The following is a 16,494-nucleotide window of genomic DNA, read 5'->3' on the forward strand; positions in this document are numbered from 1 at the left end:
GGCTGAAGCGACGGAAGACGGTGTTCCATTCTCCAAACAGCTCCGGCAGATCGCGCCAAGGCGAGCCGGTGCGCACGATCCACAGCACCGCCTCGATGAACATACGATTGTCCCGGCCCGAAGAGCCGCGCGTCCGCTCGTCGCCGATGATGTGCGGCGCTATCCGCGCCCACTGCTCATCCCCAAGCACCAGTCGATCAAGAACACCCATCGCTGCCTCATCAAAGGCAGCTTTGAATCACAGATCATTCAGCCCGGGAACCCCAAGAGTCCACACTACCTAGCCGGGCGTCGCCCCGGCCGGGCCACGGGAGCCGGAACCGCCCCGCGCGGGCGGGGTTGGTCCAAGCGGTGCCCGCGTGGGTGCCGGCTGGTCCGACCCCCGATCCCATGGATGCTCCCGTGACTGTTCCGATGAACGCCGCCCCGCCCGCCGCGCCCGTGGCGCGGTGCCACGTCATGCCCTTCGGCGCGGCGATCACCGGGGCGGGCGTGCATTTCCGGCTGTGGGCGCCGGACCTCGACCGGGTGGAGCTTCATCTCATCGGCGGCCCGGTCCTGCCGCTGTCGCGGGAGGAGGGCGGCTGGCACCATCTGGTGAGCGACCTCGCCGGGCCGGGCACGCGCTACGCCTTCCGCCTGCCGGACGGGCTGGAGGTGCCGGACCCCGCCTCGCGCCACCAGCCCGAGGACGTGCATGGCCCGAGCGAGGTGATCGACCCCGCCGCCTATCCCTGGCGGGACGGCGATTGGGCGGGCCGCCCCTGGCACGAGGCGGTGATCTACGAACTGCATATCGGCACCTTCACGCCCGAGGGCACGTTCAGGGCCGCCGCCGGCAAGCTGGACGAATTGGCGGCGCTCGGCATCACCGCCATTGAGATCATGCCGGTGGCGGATTTTCCCGGCCGGCGGAACTGGGGCTACGACGGCACGCTGCTCTATGCGCCGGATGCCGCCTATGGCCGGCCCGAGGATTTCAAGGCGCTGGTGGAGGCCGCCCATGCCCGCGGCATCATGGTGATCCTGGACGCGGTCTATAACCATTTCGGGCCGGACGGGAACTACCTGCCGACCTATGCCCCCCGCTTCTTCACCGCGCGCCACCACACCCCCTGGGGCGCGGCGGTGAACTATGACGATCCGGACGCGTTGCCGGTGCGCGCCTTCGTGCTGCACAACGCGCTCTACTGGATCGAGGAATTCCACCTCGACGGCCTGAGGCTGGATGCCGTCCACGCCATCAAGGACGACAGCTCCGAGCACCTGCTCGACGAACTGGCCCGCCGGGTGCGCGCGGCGAACCCCGGGCGGCCCGTCCATCTCATCCTGGAGAATGAGGAGAATGACGCCGCGCGCCTGCGGCCTGCGGCGCCGCAGGGCTTCTCCGCCCAATGGAACGACGACCTGCACCATGTGCTGCACGTGGCCCTCACCGGCGAGGCGGAGGGCTATTACGGCGACTATGCCGGCGACGTGACCCGGCGGGCGCGGGCGATCGCGGAAGGGTTCGCCTTCCAGGGCGAGACCATGGCCCATCGCGGCGCCGCGCGGGGCACGCCGAGCGCCCATCTGCCGCCCACCGCCTTCGTCGCCTTCCTCCAGAACCACGACCAGATCGGCAACCGCGCGCTGGGCGAGCGGATCTCGGCCCTGGCGCCGCCGGCGGCGGTCAAGGCGGCCTCGGCGCTCTATCTGCTGGCGCCGCAGATCCCCATGCTGTTCATGGGCGAGGAATGGGCGGCGAGCACCCCCTTCCGCTTCTTCTGCGATTTCTCCGGCGACCTGGCGGAGGCGGTGCGCGACGGCCGGCGGGCGGAATTCGCCCATTTCGCCGCCTTCCGCGACCCGGCCCGCCGCGCCGCCATCCCCGATCCGCTCGATCCGGCGACGTTCGCGGCCAGCAGGCTCAACTGGGACGAGGCGGGGCGGGCGCCGCACGCGGCGGTGCGCGACTGGCATCGCCGCATCCTCGCGGTGCGGCGGGAGAAGGTGGTGCCGCTGCTGCCGCGCCTGCATGCGGGCGGCACGTGGCGGATCGCGGGCGGGCGGGGCGTCGCGGTGCGCTGGCGCGCGGGAAACGCGGAACTGGAGCTGATGGCCAACCTGTCCGCGGACCCGGTGCGGGGCTTTCCGTCCTCCACCGGCGCGGTGCTCTGGACCGAGGGCTGGTTCGACGGCGACCGGGCCGGTCCCTGGTCGGTGCGCTGGGCGCTGGGGCCTGCCGCCTGACCGCCTGCGCGCCCCCTTGCAATCGTTTCATAATGGAACGAAAGGGGTCGGCATGGCGCCAAACTGGAGCGTTTTTCGTGCCGACGCGATGGCCCCCTGTGACAAGCTCGGGACGAGAGACGATAAGGCTGGGGGGGCAGCTTCATCGGGGCCGCGTCCGCGTCGCTGGACATCCCCGTGGGGAGGGGAGGCGAGGTGCGCGCCGTAAAGATGGGGATAACCTTGGCCCTCTGGGCCGCCGTGGTCGTGTTCGGCTGTGTGGGCGGCGCGTTGGCGCAGGGCTCAAAATACCCGCTTACCGTTTCATTCGTGACTCCGTCGGGCGAGCTGCTCTCGGAGCACACCTTCGACCTGGCGGGAATCGACGCCCTGCCGCAATCCAAGATCGTGACCCGGACCCCCTGGACCCATGGCGTCCAGGCCTTCACCGGGCCAACGCTGGCGGCGATCGCGGAACTCGCCAAGAGACCCTGCTGCAAGGAAGTGCGGGCCTATTCGCTGGGCGACTGGTCCGCGACCATTCCGGCGACCGACTGGCTGCGGCAGGGGATCATCCTGGCGTCGCGCCTCAACGGCGCCACCATGCGGGTCCGGGACAAGGGGCCCTATTGGATCATGTACCCGATCGATGGTAGGCGAGACCTCGATACCCAGATGTATCAGGCCCGCATGATCTGGCAGGTCAAGTCACTTGAATTCGTCGTTGAATAATCGATCCCGCCCGTGGGCCCGGCTGATGCCGGCCGCGCTGATCGTGACGACGCTTGGCCTCTTCCTCGCCACCGGCATGCTCTATGTCTCGCAGAACCAGCACCGGGCGCTGCTGTCCGCCACGGTGCGTTCCTCGGGCTGGGTCGCCTATCAGGCGCAGCTCGAATATGTGAAGACCCAGAGCCAGTTCGACATCACCATGCTGCGCCCCAGCCGGCGCGCCCTGGACGAGTTGCAGTTCCGCCTGGAGCTGCTGCGCTCGCGCCTGCCGCTGCTCTACGATTCCGACGAGGGCCGCCTGCTCCAGGAAGTGGCGGCGCAGAAGGAGGTGCTCCAGCACTACGAGGTGGTGCTGGACGCGCTGATCGATTCCCTTCCCGGCCTCTCGCCGACGGCGCCCGGCACGCTGCCCTCGCTGCGCAGCGCCTTCTACGAGATCGAGCCCCTGGGGCGGGTGCTGCAGAAGGTGCTGATGCAGTCGGTCGCCTATAATGAGGAGATCTTCCGCCGCGAGCGGGAGGTGGCCGCCAGCCCGGCGGTGGTGCCCTTCGCCTTGCTGTTCGTCTCCGGGACCTGCCTCGTGGCCATCCTGTTCATGGACGGCCGGCGCGACCGCCAGCGCCTCGCGGAGGTGACCGCGGCGAAGGCGGAGGTCACGGCGGTGCAGGACAATCTGCGTGCCATCATCGAGGCCATGCCCATCGGCACCATCATCGTCGATCCCGCCGGCGACCAGGTGCGCTTCATCAATCCCAGCGCGGCGGCGCTGGTGGACCCCTCGCCCGAGCATCCCGAATGGAAGCGCCTCATCCGCCTCGCCTTCGAGGCGGCGGTGGACGAGAACGGCCGGCGCTCCGGCTCGCTGTCCATGGCCTTCACCAAGCCGCGCGGCGAGATCGTCTCGCTGCGCGGAGCGGTGTGCGGAGTGATCTGGGAAGGCCGGCCGCAGATCCTGATCCTGCTCACCGACACCAGCCGCATGCGCAATGCCGAGCTCCAGCTCATGCAGGCGGCCAAGCTGGCGACGCTGGGCGAGATGGCCACCGCCATCGCCCACGAGCTGAACCAGCCGCTCGCCGTCATCAAGATGGCGGTGGCCAACGCCCGCCGCCTGGTGCTGAGCGAGGCCGACCCGGAGGCCGTCACCACCAAGCTCGACCGCATCGGCACCCAGGTGGACCGGGCCAAGCGCATCACCGACCAGGTGCGCCGCTATGCCCGCATGCCCAGCGACCAGAGCGGCAGCTTCTCCTGCCGCCATGCGGTGGAACTCGCCGCCGGCTTCGTCGCCGAGCAGTATCGCGCCGCCGGCATCCGCATGGCGCTGGACATGGACATCTCGCCGGACCTGATGCTGACCGGCGAGCAGACCATGTTCGAGCAGGTGATCGTCAACCTGCTGGTGAATGCGCGCGACGCCTATGACAGCAAGAAGCACGACACCCGGCAGGCCCAGGTGACGGTGCGCGCCCGGGTGACGGACGCCGAGGTGGTGATCGAGGTGGAGGACGATGCCGGCGGCATCCGCGAGGACATCATCGGCCAGATCTTCGATCCGTTCTGCACCACCAAGTCGGCCGACAAGGGCACCGGCCTCGGCCTGTCCATGGCGCGCAATGTGGTGCGCGACATGAACGGCACCATCGCCGCCGCCAATGTGGAGGGTGGCGCGCGCTTCACCATCACCCTGCCGGTCGCGCGCACCCAGACCCAGGACGTGGCGTGATGGACGACCGATCGATCCTCATCGTGGACGACGAGATCGAGCTCGCCGAGGAGCTGGGCGAGTTCTTCGTCTCCATGGGCTGGCAGGCCAAGGTGTGCTTCACCGCCCCGGCCGCCATGGCCGCGCTGGAGGACGGGCTGGCGCCGAGCTGCCTGCTCACCGACCTGCGCATCGCCGACCACGACGGGGCCGAACTGGTGGCCCGCGTGCGGAAGATGCCAAAGCATTTGCAGCCGAAGGTTGTTGCCATTATCACTGGACATGTGGTGAGCGAGACTGAAGCGGCTGACTTTCACGCGGATTTCCTCTTCGTGAAGCCTGTCGATCCGGTGATCGTCATGGAGGGGGTGGAACGTCTCCTCTCCGGTGCGCCGGCCCCGGATCGGGAGGCGATGCTCAGGGGATAAAATGCCGCACGCACGGGCCGTGCTTGTCCGGAATGGCGAAATCGCACTGCGGGGAGACGTCGGTCGGTTTCTCGCGCGTGCCGGCCGTGCCGTGGCGCAGGCCGGCGAGGGGACCGGCCATGGCGGCCCTCGGCTCGCTGTCCCGCCGCAGGGCGCCGCGCCCGGGCGCGGCTCGCGAGCGGCGGCCGGCCTGGCGCGCCAGGGACGCTTGGCGGAAGCGGCCCGTCCGCACTCCCCGCTCGAACCTGCCCTCTTTCCGCAAGATCCCTTCCCGCAAAACCCCTTTTCGCAAAACCCCTTTCCGCACGAGAAAGGCCCGCATGACGTCACCGCGCGCGCGCCGCGGCCAGCGCGGGCCGATATGCGCTCCCGTCTTGTGGGCCCGGACCAGCACTTCGCGCGGGCCCGCGCCCGGCTGGAAGCGCAGCCATCGACAAAATCATGTAGTATTTTTGCCTCTATCACCTTGGCGGGCCGCAACGTCGGCCGTTCCGTGGTAGCGGAGAAGTGGACGTGCCGGAGGATCCTTGGCTCGTCCGTGCCATTTCCGTCGCAGATGTTGAAGGTTCTCTGGTGTCCCGCAAATTCCTAATACCGGACCTCCTTTCCATGCTGGCAGCGCGTTCCTCCCAGGGCACGTCAGTGGCCTCCATTGTGGCTTCGATCCCATGAGCGGTGAGATTTCTCCCCCCCGCGTGCTGCTGGTGGACGACGATCCCGACGTTCTCATCGAGCTCAGCGAGGGCCTTGCCGCCCTCGATCTGCCCTCGTTGACCGCCGAGACGGCGGTCGAGGCCCTGGATCTCGTGCAGCGCCACGAGGATCTTCAGGTGATCGTCACCGACCTGCAGATGCCCCGCATCGACGGCATTGAGCTGTTGCAGAAGCTGGCGGTCCGGCGCCGCACCAAGCCGATGGCGGCGATCGTCATCACCGGCCATGCCTCGCTCGACCGCGCGGTCGGCGCCTTGCGCCTGCATGCGGTGGATTTCCTCCAGAAGCCGCTCTCGGCCGAGGAAGTGGCCCATGCCATCCACCGGGCGCTGTCCCTGGTGGAGGACGAGACCGCCGCCGCCGGCTCGCCGTCCGCCCTGGTGCCGGCCGCCACGGCCCGGCCGAACTATCTGAAGGCCCTGGTGGCGGCGCGCGCCGACCGCGACGCCATCTTCCAGGCCGGCCTGTTTTCCGATCCCGCCTGGGACATGCTGCTGGACCTTGCGGTGGCGGAAGCCACCAACCGGCCGATCTCGGTGACCAGCCTGTGTATCGCCTCGGGCGTGCCGACCACCACGGCGCTGCGCCGCATCGATGATCTGAAGGAAGCCGGGCTGCTGGACCGCGTGCCCGATCCGGGCGACCGGCGGCGCATCCTGGTCAAGCTCACCGGCACGGGACGCGAGCGGATGGAAGCCTTCGTGCAGCGTCAGGCGGGGCGGCTCGGGCTCAAGCTGGACTGAGCGGCGCTGTCGCCGCCGGCCGCGGGAGGTCGGCGCCGGCGCGCGGGCGGACGCGTGGAGGATTTCCTGCGGGCTGCATCTGCCAGCCTCCGGCGCGCTGCCCTGCGGGCGCCCGGACGGGCGCCGCGGAGCGCGGTCTCAAGCGCAAGAATCGGTCTCAGTCATGGGGCTAAGTCATGGGGCGCAGGCGCGGGTCCAAGGCCCCTTCAGGCGCCGGGCGCGATCAGGCAGCGCCGGACAGCCGGGGCCGGCATTGATGCCGGCCATGGATCGCGTGGCGCGATCTCGATCAGATATGTCTCTGGCAGTTCCGGTCTGCCCCTGAGCATTTCCCGATTTCTTCAAATCGGTGAAATTCTCTGTCCATTTATTTCATCGCGTTTTCTTCACGCGAACCGGAATCCACTTCGCTCGAAGGCGCTTGAGTGCCGCCTTGACGCAATCCGGCCCTGCCGCAGGCGGCGGGGGCGATCGGCCGTGCGCGAGAGGCGGGGGCATCATGCGCCCCCGTCCTTGTCCGGTCGGCCTTGCGACAGATCGACGATCCGCCGGGTTGGCGCCGTCGGGTGTCAGCCGATGAACTGGTAGCCGATGTAACGCTTGGCGTCGATCACGTCCTCGCCGAGCTTCAGGCGCAGCTTCTTGCGCAGCTTGCTCATGTGGCCTTCGATGACGCTCTCGTCCACGTCGTCGTTGAAGATGCCGTAGATGGTGTTGAAGATCTGGGTCTTCGTCACGCGGCGACGGCTGTTCTTGACCAGATATTCGAGGATATGGCGCTCGCGGCGCGGCAGCGGCAGCGGCGAGCCGTCCACTTCCGGATCGCGGCCATCGAAATAGACGCGCAGGCGGCCGTTGGTGGCCGGGCCGGTGGCGGAGTTCACGCGGCGCCACACGGCGTCCGAGCGGGCGACGATCTCACGCACGTGCACCGGCTTGCGGACCACGTCGTCGATGCCGGCGGTGAACAGCTCCAGGGTCTGCTGCAGCGAGCGGATGTCGGCCAGCGCGATGATCGGCGCGCGGCTGTGGGTGCGGATCATTTCCGGGAAAGCGGGACGGCTGTCGAAGTCACCCAGCAGGAAGCCCTGCACGGCACCGATGTCCTGGTCGGAAGCGGTGTTCAGCCATTCCTTGAATTCGCTGCACCCGAGGCCGAGGGACGAGAAGCCCTCGCGAGAAAAGCTCGACACATACCCTTCAGCGACAGTCGCTCTGTGATCGACGACAACGTACATTTCTGCATCCCCCGTACAGGCGCTGGAACCAGCGCACCGTCAAAACCGTTAGACACGAAGTCCGAAATTGCGGGTTCAGGACTTCGTTGAGAAACGGTTACTGACCGGGAGGGGGGGCAGCAATCCGAATAGATTCACGAATGGACCCAGTTTCCCTCCAGATTGGGCCGAGTTGGGGGATGCTGGAGGCGTTTTTCGTTGGTATCGCCATAAATCCTTAAAAAACCTAACAAATCATTCAGCAAATACCACCGAGAGAACCCTCCACTTGCGAATGCCCGTCCAAATTGACGCCGAATTGGGGGGGAATTGGAAATACATTTCGCCGGCATCGGCAGGACAAAAGCGTCCCGCAAGCTTCCCGGCCCAGCCGCAACGCTGAGTGGCGTGACCGGCGGCGGGGGTGGCGCGTGCCGCTGAGCGGCTCCGGCCGTTTGGGGCCTTCCCTGCGGGAAAGGCCTTCTCCCCGATCGAGTTGAGCTCGGAGGCCGCGGGTGTCTCTCGCGTCCTCGCCTGGGCGGGCGCGCGGAGTGCGCCGGGCCGGCGGCAGGGCCGGCGTGGCGAATGCGGCCGTGGACGGCGCGCATGAAAAGACGTTCGGGCCGGATACATGAAGCATCCGGCCCGAACAATCACCCGGCCGATGCCGGCCCGGCTGCCTGCTGGCGCTCGGGCCGGTGACACCTTGAAGGACGGTACCCATCCTGCGACGCGCGATGCGCCGGTACCGCCTGAGGGCTCACGCCTCGAAGACGGCGTCGATCTTGCCCTTGAGGGTCTGAGCGTTGAACGGCTTGACGATGTAATTGCTCACACCGGCCTTCTTCGCCGCGATGACGTTCTCCGACTTCGCTTCCGCCGTCACCATGATGAAGGGGATCGCGCTGAGGTCGGCGTCGTCGCGGACGCGCTTCAGGAGCTCGTAGCCGGTCATCGGCTCCATGTTCCAGTCGGAGATCACCAGGCCGTACTGGCGCTCCTTGAGCTTCGTGAAAGCTTCCGTACCGTCGGAAGCCTCATCCACGTCTTCGAAGCCGATCTGCTTAAGCAGATTTCGGATAATCCGGACCATCGTCTTATAGTCGTCGACGACGAGGACCGGCATTGAAAGGTCAACCGCCATGGCACACTCCGTTAGCGGGTAGCAAGGTCGATACTAACCGAGAGGTGACTCGTCGGCTGGGCTCATACGTTTTAGCTGGAAACACCTTGCGCCAAGCTTGCAGCCCGGGACAAGGGGGACTTTTGATGCGGGAGGCGATGAAGTATAGAAGTAGACCATAAATCGTCGACTGCCCTGCATAAGGAGGTTCGGATGTCGGTTAGCCGGCGGCCGTTTCGCATTGAGGCTTCGGACCGCATAAGCAGCATCATGGATGTTGCGGGCAGCGGCCCTATCGGAATTAGCGTCGAGGGTCAACTCGACCGCATCCTGACGGAGATCGCCGAGGTGCGCGTGGAGATCGTGAAGTTCCGGGAGCGGGACCCAGCGGCCGACCGCGAGCGGGACCGTAACGCCCTCTGGGCCGGGATCGAGACGATCCAGGACGCGATCCGCAACACGAAGAAGGAAATCGCCACCCTCCACGCCGAGGGGACGCGCGGTGAGAGCCTTTTCCGTGCCACGGACGAGTTGGATGCCGTCGTGCAGGATACCGAGGAAGCCACCGAGGCCATTCTCTCGTCTGCCGAGACCATCGATTCGGCGGTGTCCATCCTGATCGGCCGGCTCTCGGGCGAGGAACTGACCCTGGCGGAAGAGATCCAGGCGCAGACCATCAAGACCTTCGAGGCCTGCAACTTCCAGGACATCACCGGCCAGCGCATCAAGAAGGTGGTGAAGCTGCTCACCTTCATCGAGGAACGCGTGGCGCGCATGACCGACATCTGGGGCGGTGCGGAGATGGTGGCGGAGAACGCCGGCATCATCACCCGCGAGGGTGACGAGGCCCTGCTCAACGGTCCGGCGCTGGCCCACGACGAGAACGTGGTCTCCCAGGACGATATCGACTCGCTCTTCGCCTGAGTGTTTCATGTGAGATTGCTGACGGGCCGGCGCCGCACGCCGGCCCGTTTGCGTTTGCGGGCCCGCAAACGATCGGGCGTCGGGCAGCATTCGGCGTCCGGGCTTCGGCAAGGTTCGCGGCAAGGCTCACGGCAAGGTTCACGGCGTGGATCGGTGAACCTGAACGATAGCCGTCTTCTTCATCGGTTGCGTGACAGCCGCCGGGCACGCCGGGAGGGTGTAGTGCCCACCTCGCGTCATGTCGCCTGACGTGAGGCGGTAGCACCGCCGCGCCGGGCGCAGATGCGATAACGCCGCCCGGAAGGGCGGCGCTGGCGGGGCAGGACGGGATTGTTGGGAAGAACGGCCGCGCCGCAGCCGGGGCTCGCCTGGGGGTCAGGCGTCGCAGAAGGCCTTGGCGGTCGGCGTCCAGTTGCCGACGCCGGCGGCGACCAGATTCTTCATCACCCGGCACACATAGCGCTTCTGCGCCACGTCATTGTTCGGGCCCGCATTGTAGCGGGCGGCGGCCATGGTCCAGGTGCCGTGGCGCTTCTTCAGCTCCTGGAGGAACCTGGCGGCCTGCTCCACATTCTGACGCGGGTCGAACATGGCTTCCAGCGAGGGGAATTCCGCGCGGTGCCAGTACCAGTTGGCCTGCATGCAGCCGATGTCGATCAGCTTCACGCCGCGCCCGTTGGCTTCGCGGAAGATGGCCAGCGCCTCGGAGAGCGTCTTGGGCTGGACGTCCTTGCCTTCGATATACATGGTGAAGGGGTGCATCTTGCCGTTCACGCCGGTCTCGGTCAGGCCCACCGCATAGAGGATCGGCAGCGGGATCTGGTACTTGGCCGAGGCGCGCACCAGCTCCTTCTCGCAAGCGTCCGCCTGGACGGTCTGCGGGGCGGTGGCGGCGGGGCTAGATGCGGAAATCGCCGCCAGCGTCAGCAGCACCGCTGCGACTGCGCGCTTCATCATGTCGGGCTCCGTTCTGGCTGTTCTCCTCCTGCGAGCCGCGGCCCTGCTGGTCGGAGAAATTGCGCTCCTGCCGGTCGGTCTGGCCGCTCGCGGTCTCAGGGGGCGTGAAGGGGCGGCCGGCGTCCTGGCCGGTGAGCTGCATGGAGCCCCCGCCATCGATGCCGACGATGGTGATGTTGTCCGCCGTGATGCCGGAGGCGGTCAGAAGCTCGGACAAAGCGGCGCGATCCTGCTCCAGCATGCGGGCGGTGTCCGCGTTGCTGGCGCGGAGCTGGATCTCCAGCCCGCCGCTGCTGAGGCGCATGCGCACGTTCACGGTGCCGAGATCATCCGGCTTCAGCTGGATCTGCAGCAGCCGCACCGGCCCGGCGAGGGCCTGCGCGGAGGCGGAATCGGCGCTGGCCACCGGCGCCTGGCCCATGGTGGTCACTTCGGTGGCGATGGCGGCGCCAATCTGGCGCAGGGTGGGCAGGTTCTGTGTCGCCACCCCGCCGGGCGCGATGCCCGCCGTGCCGGTCATGGGCAGGTTGCCGTCCGTCTCGTTGCGGGCGGCGGTCACGTCGGCGCCCCGGCTCTGGCTGACGTCGTCACTGGCCGCGGCGCGGGAGGTCTGGGGCGCGGTCGATGCGGCGGCGCTCTCCGTCCGGCTGCGGGCATCGGCCTCGCGGCGGTCCGCCGTCGCGGCGCGGGCCGCGGTCTGCGCCTGGCCGGCGACGGTCTTTTCCGCGGCGGTGGCGGCGGCATCCTCATCGACAGGCGCGGTGGCGGTGCTCGCGGTGGCGGTCGTGGCGCTGGGCGCGGTCTTCGCGCCGGGCAGCGAGGTGGTCCAGGGCTTCACGGCCGCCGTGGCGCGGGAGGTGGCGGGCTGGCCGGCGGTGGCGGTGGCGGTGGCGGCGGTCGCGGCCGTGGCGGTCCCGGTCGTGGCCGGAGCGTCGGTCGTCCTGGATGGCGCCTGCGCGGGATCGGCCTTGGCCGTGGGCGCGCTGCCGCCGTTCATGCCGATGGTCCGGATGGGGGCGAAATGGGTTTCCCGCGACAGCACGGTGATCTGCATGGGCTGATTCGCGGCGGGTGATGCGGTTTCCGCTTCTGCGGTCACCGCCTGAGCGGCACCGCCAGCGGCGTCCTCGTGCGCCTCGGCGGGCGCTTCGACGGCCGGAGCCTCGTGGGTCGGCACCAGGGCGGAGAGCATGGCGGCAGGGTCGGCCGCCACCTGCGGCTGGGGCTGGGCCTGCGGGTCGGCGTCCTGCGACGTGTCCTTGGCCTTATCGGCGGCATCCTTGGCCGTGGTGGCCTTGCCCTGGTCCTGCGACACGGAGTTTGCCGGGCTGAGGCCGTTCTCGCCGTCGGCACGGCCGAACAGCAGCGCGCTCAGGCCCTGGTTGCCCTGCATGCGCCGGGTGCGGGCGGCGGCGTCCGCCTGGGCGGTGGTCCGCTCGTGGCTGGCGGAGGCCGCGTCGCGCACATCGGTTTCTGCGGCAGCAGCGTCGGTGGCCCCTTCGGTGCTGGCGTCGGTGGTCGCGCCGTCCTCGGACCGGCGCCCTCCCACCGAGGCGAGGGCGTCCGCCAGGGAGAAGGTCTTGGTGGTCTTTTGGCCGGCGGCGGCGCCGTCGCCCGCCGGATCACGGGTTTCCGCCGCCCGGCCGGATTCGCTGTTGGCCTTGGAGAGGTCACGGAAGACGTCGCCGAACTGGTTGCCGCCCGAAGCCTCGTCGCCCTCCATCTCCGTGGCCTTGCCGGAGGTGGCGTCGGCGCCACGGGTCGGCGGCAACGCACCGGTGATGTTGAGCGCGCTCATTTGGGGGCATCCTTCAGCAGGGCGTCAACATTACTCAGCGTGCCTTGCGCGCGGCTGACGAGGGCGTTGGCGGTGGAGCCGTCGTCGAAGACCGGAGCCGGGGCGGCCGCAGCCGTCGGCTGGGTCGCGGCGGGGGCCTGCGCGGGCTGGGCGGAAGCCTGGACGGAGCCGCCGGCGGGTGCCGCGGGGCGCGCGTCCGGCGCTTTCTGGTCGGTGGCCTTGGCCTCGGCGACCTGCGCCGCAGGCTCGGCCGCCGGCCAGCGCGGCACCAAAGCGGGGCCGCCGCTGGCGGGCGCGGTGATCTTCATCGGGTCGACCTTGGCCGACGGCTTGGTGGCGGCCACCTTCACCGTCTCGCCGGCCGACTTCACCAGCTCGGCGGTGGTGATGGCGGCGTTCAGCAGCAGCACGTCTTCCGGCGGCAGCCGGCTGCGCTCGGCCCCCCTGAGCTCGGCCAGCGCCACGTCCACGTCATGGCTCGATGCGGCGCGCACGGCGCTGCGATAGACCCGGGCGCGCTCGGCATCGGAGGACAGGGCCGGGGCCTCGGCGATCACCTTGTCGGAGGCCATCGTCGCGGCGATGAGCTTGCCCTGGTTGAGCGCGCCGCGCGCCACCATGAGGTAGATCTCCAGGCGGCTGTCGCGGTCGAGCGGCGCCAGCAGGCTGGTCAGGCGGTGGAACTGGTCGCCGTCATTCACGAACGCCATGCGGGTGAGCGCGGCGGCGAAGCGCTGGCGGAAGTTGCCAGCATAGACCGAGTAGCGGAAGCGGAACAGATACTGCCGCGAGAGCTGCTCGAACTGCTTGAGGTCGCCGAGCTGCGCGGCCACCAGGATTTCGCGGCGCAGCGCCGCTTCTTCCACCAGCGTGCCCGGCATCATCAGGCGGGCCACGTCCAGCATGCCCATGGCCTTCTTGGGGTCCTTGCTGACGGTGACGGCCGCCTGCGCCATGGCGATCTGGCCGCCGAGCGCGTCGGGCAGCTGCATGGCGTTGATCTCGCTGAGATAGCGCTCCGCGTCCTCCTGGCGCCCTTCCACATAGGCGAGGGCGCCCTGGAGCAGCCGCTCGTCCACGGCGGGCTTCGGTGTGAGGGTCAGCAGCCGGCGCAACTCCGTGGGCGCGCCGCCGCTGAGGAAGAAGATGACCGCGCCGCGGGCGTTGCGCGGGTCCTGCCAGACCTGCGGGTCGGCGGTGCGGAACACCTCCTCGGTCTGCGCGATCAGGACGCGCTGGGCCTGGAGGGCGTCGGTATCGCCATTGGCGATGCGGTCCTGGAGCCGCTGCAGGCGGCGGACCATCTCGTAGGGCGCCGGGCCGCCGGTGGGACGCTCCACGCGGGTCACGTCGGCGGGCGTCGGCGCGGCCTGGGCCTGGCCGGCAGGCGCGGCCTGCGCCGTCTGCGTGGTGTTGGCGCCGGCGTAGGCGCTGGTCGGCGAAACCGCGGACACGATGCCGGCGATGGCCGAGGTCACCGTGGGAATACGCTGAAGCATGGCGTCGGCGACCGCCGCCGGATCGGGCGGCAGCACCGGCGGGGGCGCATCGTCGCGCGCGACGCGGCGTTCGTCCTGGCCGCCCATCTGCTTCGTGCCGGCCGCCTTGGCGGCGGCGAGATCCTGCGCGGCCGTCAGGCCCTCGCGCTCGGTCTGGGCGATGACGATGGCGCTCATCGCCTCGGGCGACAGCGTATTGGCCGACGGCTCCAGCGACACCACGGGCATGGGATCGGAGGCGAGGTCGCGGCCGGCGTCGAGCGGGGCGGAAGACGCGGCACGGGGCGCGGGCGTCTCGCGCGCCGGCGTTGCCGCCGCCACCGCCACGGGCGCCGGCTCCGCGGGCCGGTGGGCGGGCGGGGCCGCGACCGTCACCGTGCGCACGGGCTTGGGCTGCACGCCGGGGGCCTGCGCCACCGCGGGGCGGGGCATGGGGAAGGGAATGGCGGCGCGTTCAACCGGCGACACCGGCGTGTCGGCAGCGGCGACGGTGGCCGGCGGGGCCGCGACCGGAGCGGCGGGGGCCACCGGAGCGGCAACCACGGCCGCCGGAGCGGGCGCGGGCTGGGCTGCGACGGACGGGACCGGCGCGGGCACCGGCTGCGCCGCGACGGGCGCGGGCGCCTGCGCCACGACGGCGGGAGCGGCGGGCGGGGCCGGGGCGACGGCCGGTGCCTGGGCCACGGCCGCGGCGGGCGCGGCCACCGTGCCGCTGGCGGCGGTCACCGCCGTCTTGCCGGCGCTGGGGATCTGCAACAGCAGCAGCGAGGGCTCGGACGTGATCTTCGGCCGGTGCGGGGGCAGCGGCACGGCCGCGAGCACCTGCGGCTGCGGCAGGGGGGCAACGTCGGCGCCCGCCGCGCTGGCGTCCTGCACAACGGCGGGGCGGCGCAGCGGGAGCGGCGCCACCGCCAGTGTCTGCGGCTGCGGCAAGGGGGCGACATCGTCGGCGCCGCCCGCGCCATCCGGCGTTGCCGCCGGCTCGGCCGCGGGATGGGGCCGCAGCAGTCCGAACAGGTCGAAGGTCTCGGCACGCACCGCCGTCGTCGCCATGAGGAGGGCGAGGGTGATGGCGAGGGGGGAGAAGGGTCCGCGACGCATCAGTTGGGCACCCGCAGCACGATTTCGATACGGCGGTTTTCCGCCGCGTTGGGATCGCTTGGATTCTTCAGGCTCCGGTCGGCGAAGCCCTCGATCTTCGACACCCGCTGGTCCTGCAGGCCGCCGCGCACCAGCATGTAATAGGCCATGTGGGCGCGGGCGGAGGACAGCCGCCAATTGTCATAGGTGTCCGAGCGGTAGGGCCGTCCGTCGGTATAGCCGCGCACGACGATCTCGCCGGGGCGCTTGGCGAGCGCCTGGGCGATCTTCTCCATCGCCCGCACCAGCCGGGCGTCGGGCACGGCCGAACCCACGGGGAACATGGAGTAATTGATGTCGTCGGTGAGGCTGACGACGAGGCCCTCGCGGGTGGCGCGCACGTCCACATGCGGGGCGCGCACATTGCCGATGGTGCTCTGCACGGCCGCCAGCACCTCGCCCTTCAGCCGGTCGGCATTGGCCTGGTCGGCCTTGACGGTGCCGGCGCCGGCCTGGGTGTCGCCCTTGGCCTGCTCGCCCTTGGCGGCATCCCCCTTGGCGGCGTCGCCCTTCGCCAGGTCACCCTTGGCGACATCGCCCTTGCCCGGGCTGGCTTTGTTCGGATCGGTGGAGGGAGCGGCGGCCTTGCCGCCGCCGCTGGCCACGGCCTGGGCATCCGGCACGGGCGCGATGGCGGGATCGGTGCCGTCGGCGTCGCTGAGAAGGTCGCCGGTGCCGCGCGCGGACACCGATGCGTCCGGCCGCTTGGCGGTGGGGGCGTTCAGGCTCTGGGGGCCGGGCTTGTCGGTGCGCAGCTTGCGCGCCTGGTTCATCTGCCAATAGACCGGGTCGAACGGATCGCGCGCGGCGTCGCCGGCGGTGTTGCCGGGCTTGCCGGTCTCGCCGACGGCGGCGTCCGGCGTGCTCATATCGGCGGGATCGGCCTCGCCGGCGAGCTTGGAGAGCACCGCATAGGGATCCTGGAAGGCCGCGCGGTCCTTGTCGCCGACCTGGTTGTCGGAGCCGGGGCCGGTTCCGGCGCCTGCGGTCTGCTTCAGCGCGGACTTCTCCTTGCCGTCGGCCGAGGTGCCGTCCGGCTTGATGTCCTCGGGGTCGTTGAGGCCCTTGCGCTCGGTCATGCTCTCGGCGAGATGCACCGGATTGAAATAGCTGGCGATCGCCTTGCGCACGTCCTTATCGGTGACGTTGATGAGCCACATGATGAGGAAGAACGCCATCATCGCCGTCATGAAGTCGGCGTGCGCCACCTTCCACGCGCTCGAGTGATGCTCGTGCTCCTCCTCGTCGTGGCGCTTGATGATGATGATTTCGTGGTGCTCGCCCTTGTCAGCCATGGTGCGCC

Annotated in this window: 14 protein-coding genes; 6 read left to right on the plus strand and 8 right to left on the minus strand. The window is 69.6% G+C overall.

Translation table 11 applies throughout. The annotated features are described in order from the left end of the window. Positions 1 to 211 (minus strand): transposase (locus YU1_RS30310; RefSeq protein WP_035714732.1); only part of this gene is annotated, 211 nt, incomplete at its 3' end. Positions 212 to 402: 191 nt separating this feature from the next. On the opposite strand from YU1_RS30310, the gene treZ reads away from it, so the two are divergent. The 4 genes from treZ to YU1_RS30325 all read left to right on the plus strand — a co-directional run bounded on the left by treZ (position 403) and on the right by YU1_RS30325 (position 5,076). Beyond that, positions 403 to 2,232 carry a malto-oligosyltrehalose trehalohydrolase gene (gene treZ / locus YU1_RS30315; RefSeq protein ID WP_342447004.1) on the plus strand — a complete coding sequence of 610 codons (1,830 nt, stop codon included), beginning with the start codon at positions 403 to 405 and terminating at the stop codon, positions 2,230 to 2,232. A gap of 222 nt (positions 2,233 to 2,454) precedes the next feature. Beyond that, entirely contained in the window at positions 2,455 to 2,943 is a 489-nt protein-coding gene (locus tag YU1_RS30320; RefSeq protein ID WP_156922286.1) for a putative pterin-binding protein, read from the plus strand. A gap of 25 nt (positions 2,944 to 2,968) precedes the next feature. Then, complete coding sequence (locus tag YU1_RS0119820) at positions 2,969 to 4,669, plus strand: sensor histidine kinase (RefSeq protein WP_051357058.1); 1,701 nt, start codon at positions 2,969 to 2,971, stop codon at positions 4,667 to 4,669. Then, a complete protein-coding gene (locus YU1_RS30325; RefSeq protein ID WP_245263389.1) occupies positions 4,669 to 5,076 on the plus strand; it encodes a response regulator in 408 nt (135 codons plus the stop codon). Before YU1_RS0119820 ends, YU1_RS30325 begins: the two co-directional genes overlap by 1 nt. Here the strand turns inward: YU1_RS30325 and YU1_RS34775 are convergent. Then, a complete protein-coding gene (locus YU1_RS34775) occupies positions 5,066 to 5,197 on the minus strand; it encodes a hypothetical protein (protein WP_280790720.1) in 132 nt (43 codons plus the stop codon). The two genes, YU1_RS30325 and YU1_RS34775, sit on opposite strands and share 11 nt — an antisense overlap. A 547-nt stretch (positions 5,198 to 5,744) precedes the next feature. Between YU1_RS34775 and YU1_RS0119835 the strand changes: the two genes are divergently transcribed. Continuing rightward, positions 5,745 to 6,533 carry a response regulator gene (locus YU1_RS0119835; RefSeq protein ID WP_029005570.1) on the plus strand — a complete coding sequence of 263 codons (789 nt, stop codon included), beginning with the start codon at positions 5,745 to 5,747 and terminating at the stop codon, positions 6,531 to 6,533. A gap of 569 nt (positions 6,534 to 7,102) precedes the next feature. Here YU1_RS0119835 and YU1_RS0119840 read toward each other — a convergent pair. Continuing rightward, positions 7,103 to 7,771, minus strand: coding sequence for a response regulator transcription factor (locus YU1_RS0119840; RefSeq protein ID WP_029005571.1), 669 nt, complete (start codon positions 7,769 to 7,771; stop codon positions 7,103 to 7,105). 739 nt (positions 7,772 to 8,510) lie between these two features. Next, a complete protein-coding gene (locus YU1_RS0119845; protein WP_029005572.1) occupies positions 8,511 to 8,894 on the minus strand; it encodes a response regulator in 384 nt (127 codons plus the stop codon). Positions 8,895 to 9,143: 249 nt separating this feature from the next. On the opposite strand from YU1_RS0119845, the gene YU1_RS0119850 reads away from it, so the two are divergent. Beyond that, on the plus strand, positions 9,144 to 9,797 hold the full coding sequence (locus YU1_RS0119850; RefSeq protein ID WP_035716028.1) for a protein phosphatase CheZ: 654 nt from the start codon (positions 9,144 to 9,146) through the stop codon (positions 9,795 to 9,797). Between the two features lie 375 nt (positions 9,798 to 10,172). Here the strand turns inward: YU1_RS0119850 and YU1_RS0119855 are convergent, their stop codons facing one another. Genes YU1_RS0119855 through YU1_RS0119870 form a run of 4 tightly spaced genes read right to left on the minus strand, consistent with a single transcriptional unit; the run spans position 10,173 to position 16,486 of the window. Further along, complete coding sequence (locus tag YU1_RS0119855) at positions 10,173 to 10,751, minus strand: transglycosylase SLT domain-containing protein (RefSeq protein WP_029005574.1); 579 nt, start codon at positions 10,749 to 10,751, stop codon at positions 10,173 to 10,175. Next, on the minus strand, positions 10,696 to 12,552 hold the full coding sequence (locus YU1_RS34780) for a flagellar hook-length control protein FliK (RefSeq protein WP_029005575.1): 1,857 nt from the start codon (positions 12,550 to 12,552) through the stop codon (positions 10,696 to 10,698). Before YU1_RS34780 ends, YU1_RS0119855 begins: the two co-directional genes overlap by 56 nt. Next, a complete protein-coding gene (locus YU1_RS30330; RefSeq protein ID WP_051357059.1) occupies positions 12,549 to 15,152 on the minus strand; it encodes a hypothetical protein in 2,604 nt (867 codons plus the stop codon). Before YU1_RS30330 ends, YU1_RS34780 begins: the two co-directional genes overlap by 4 nt. Next, on the minus strand, positions 15,152 to 16,486 hold the full coding sequence (locus YU1_RS0119870) for a MotB family protein (RefSeq protein ID WP_029005576.1): 1,335 nt from the start codon (positions 16,484 to 16,486) through the stop codon (positions 15,152 to 15,154). Before YU1_RS0119870 ends, YU1_RS30330 begins: the two co-directional genes overlap by 1 nt. Positions 16,487 to 16,494 lie beyond the last annotated feature (8 nt).

Source organism: Azorhizobium doebereinerae UFLA1-100 (genome assembly GCF_000473085.1).
In the GTDB taxonomy this organism is placed as follows: domain Bacteria; phylum Pseudomonadota; class Alphaproteobacteria; order Rhizobiales; family Xanthobacteraceae; genus Azorhizobium; species Azorhizobium doebereinerae.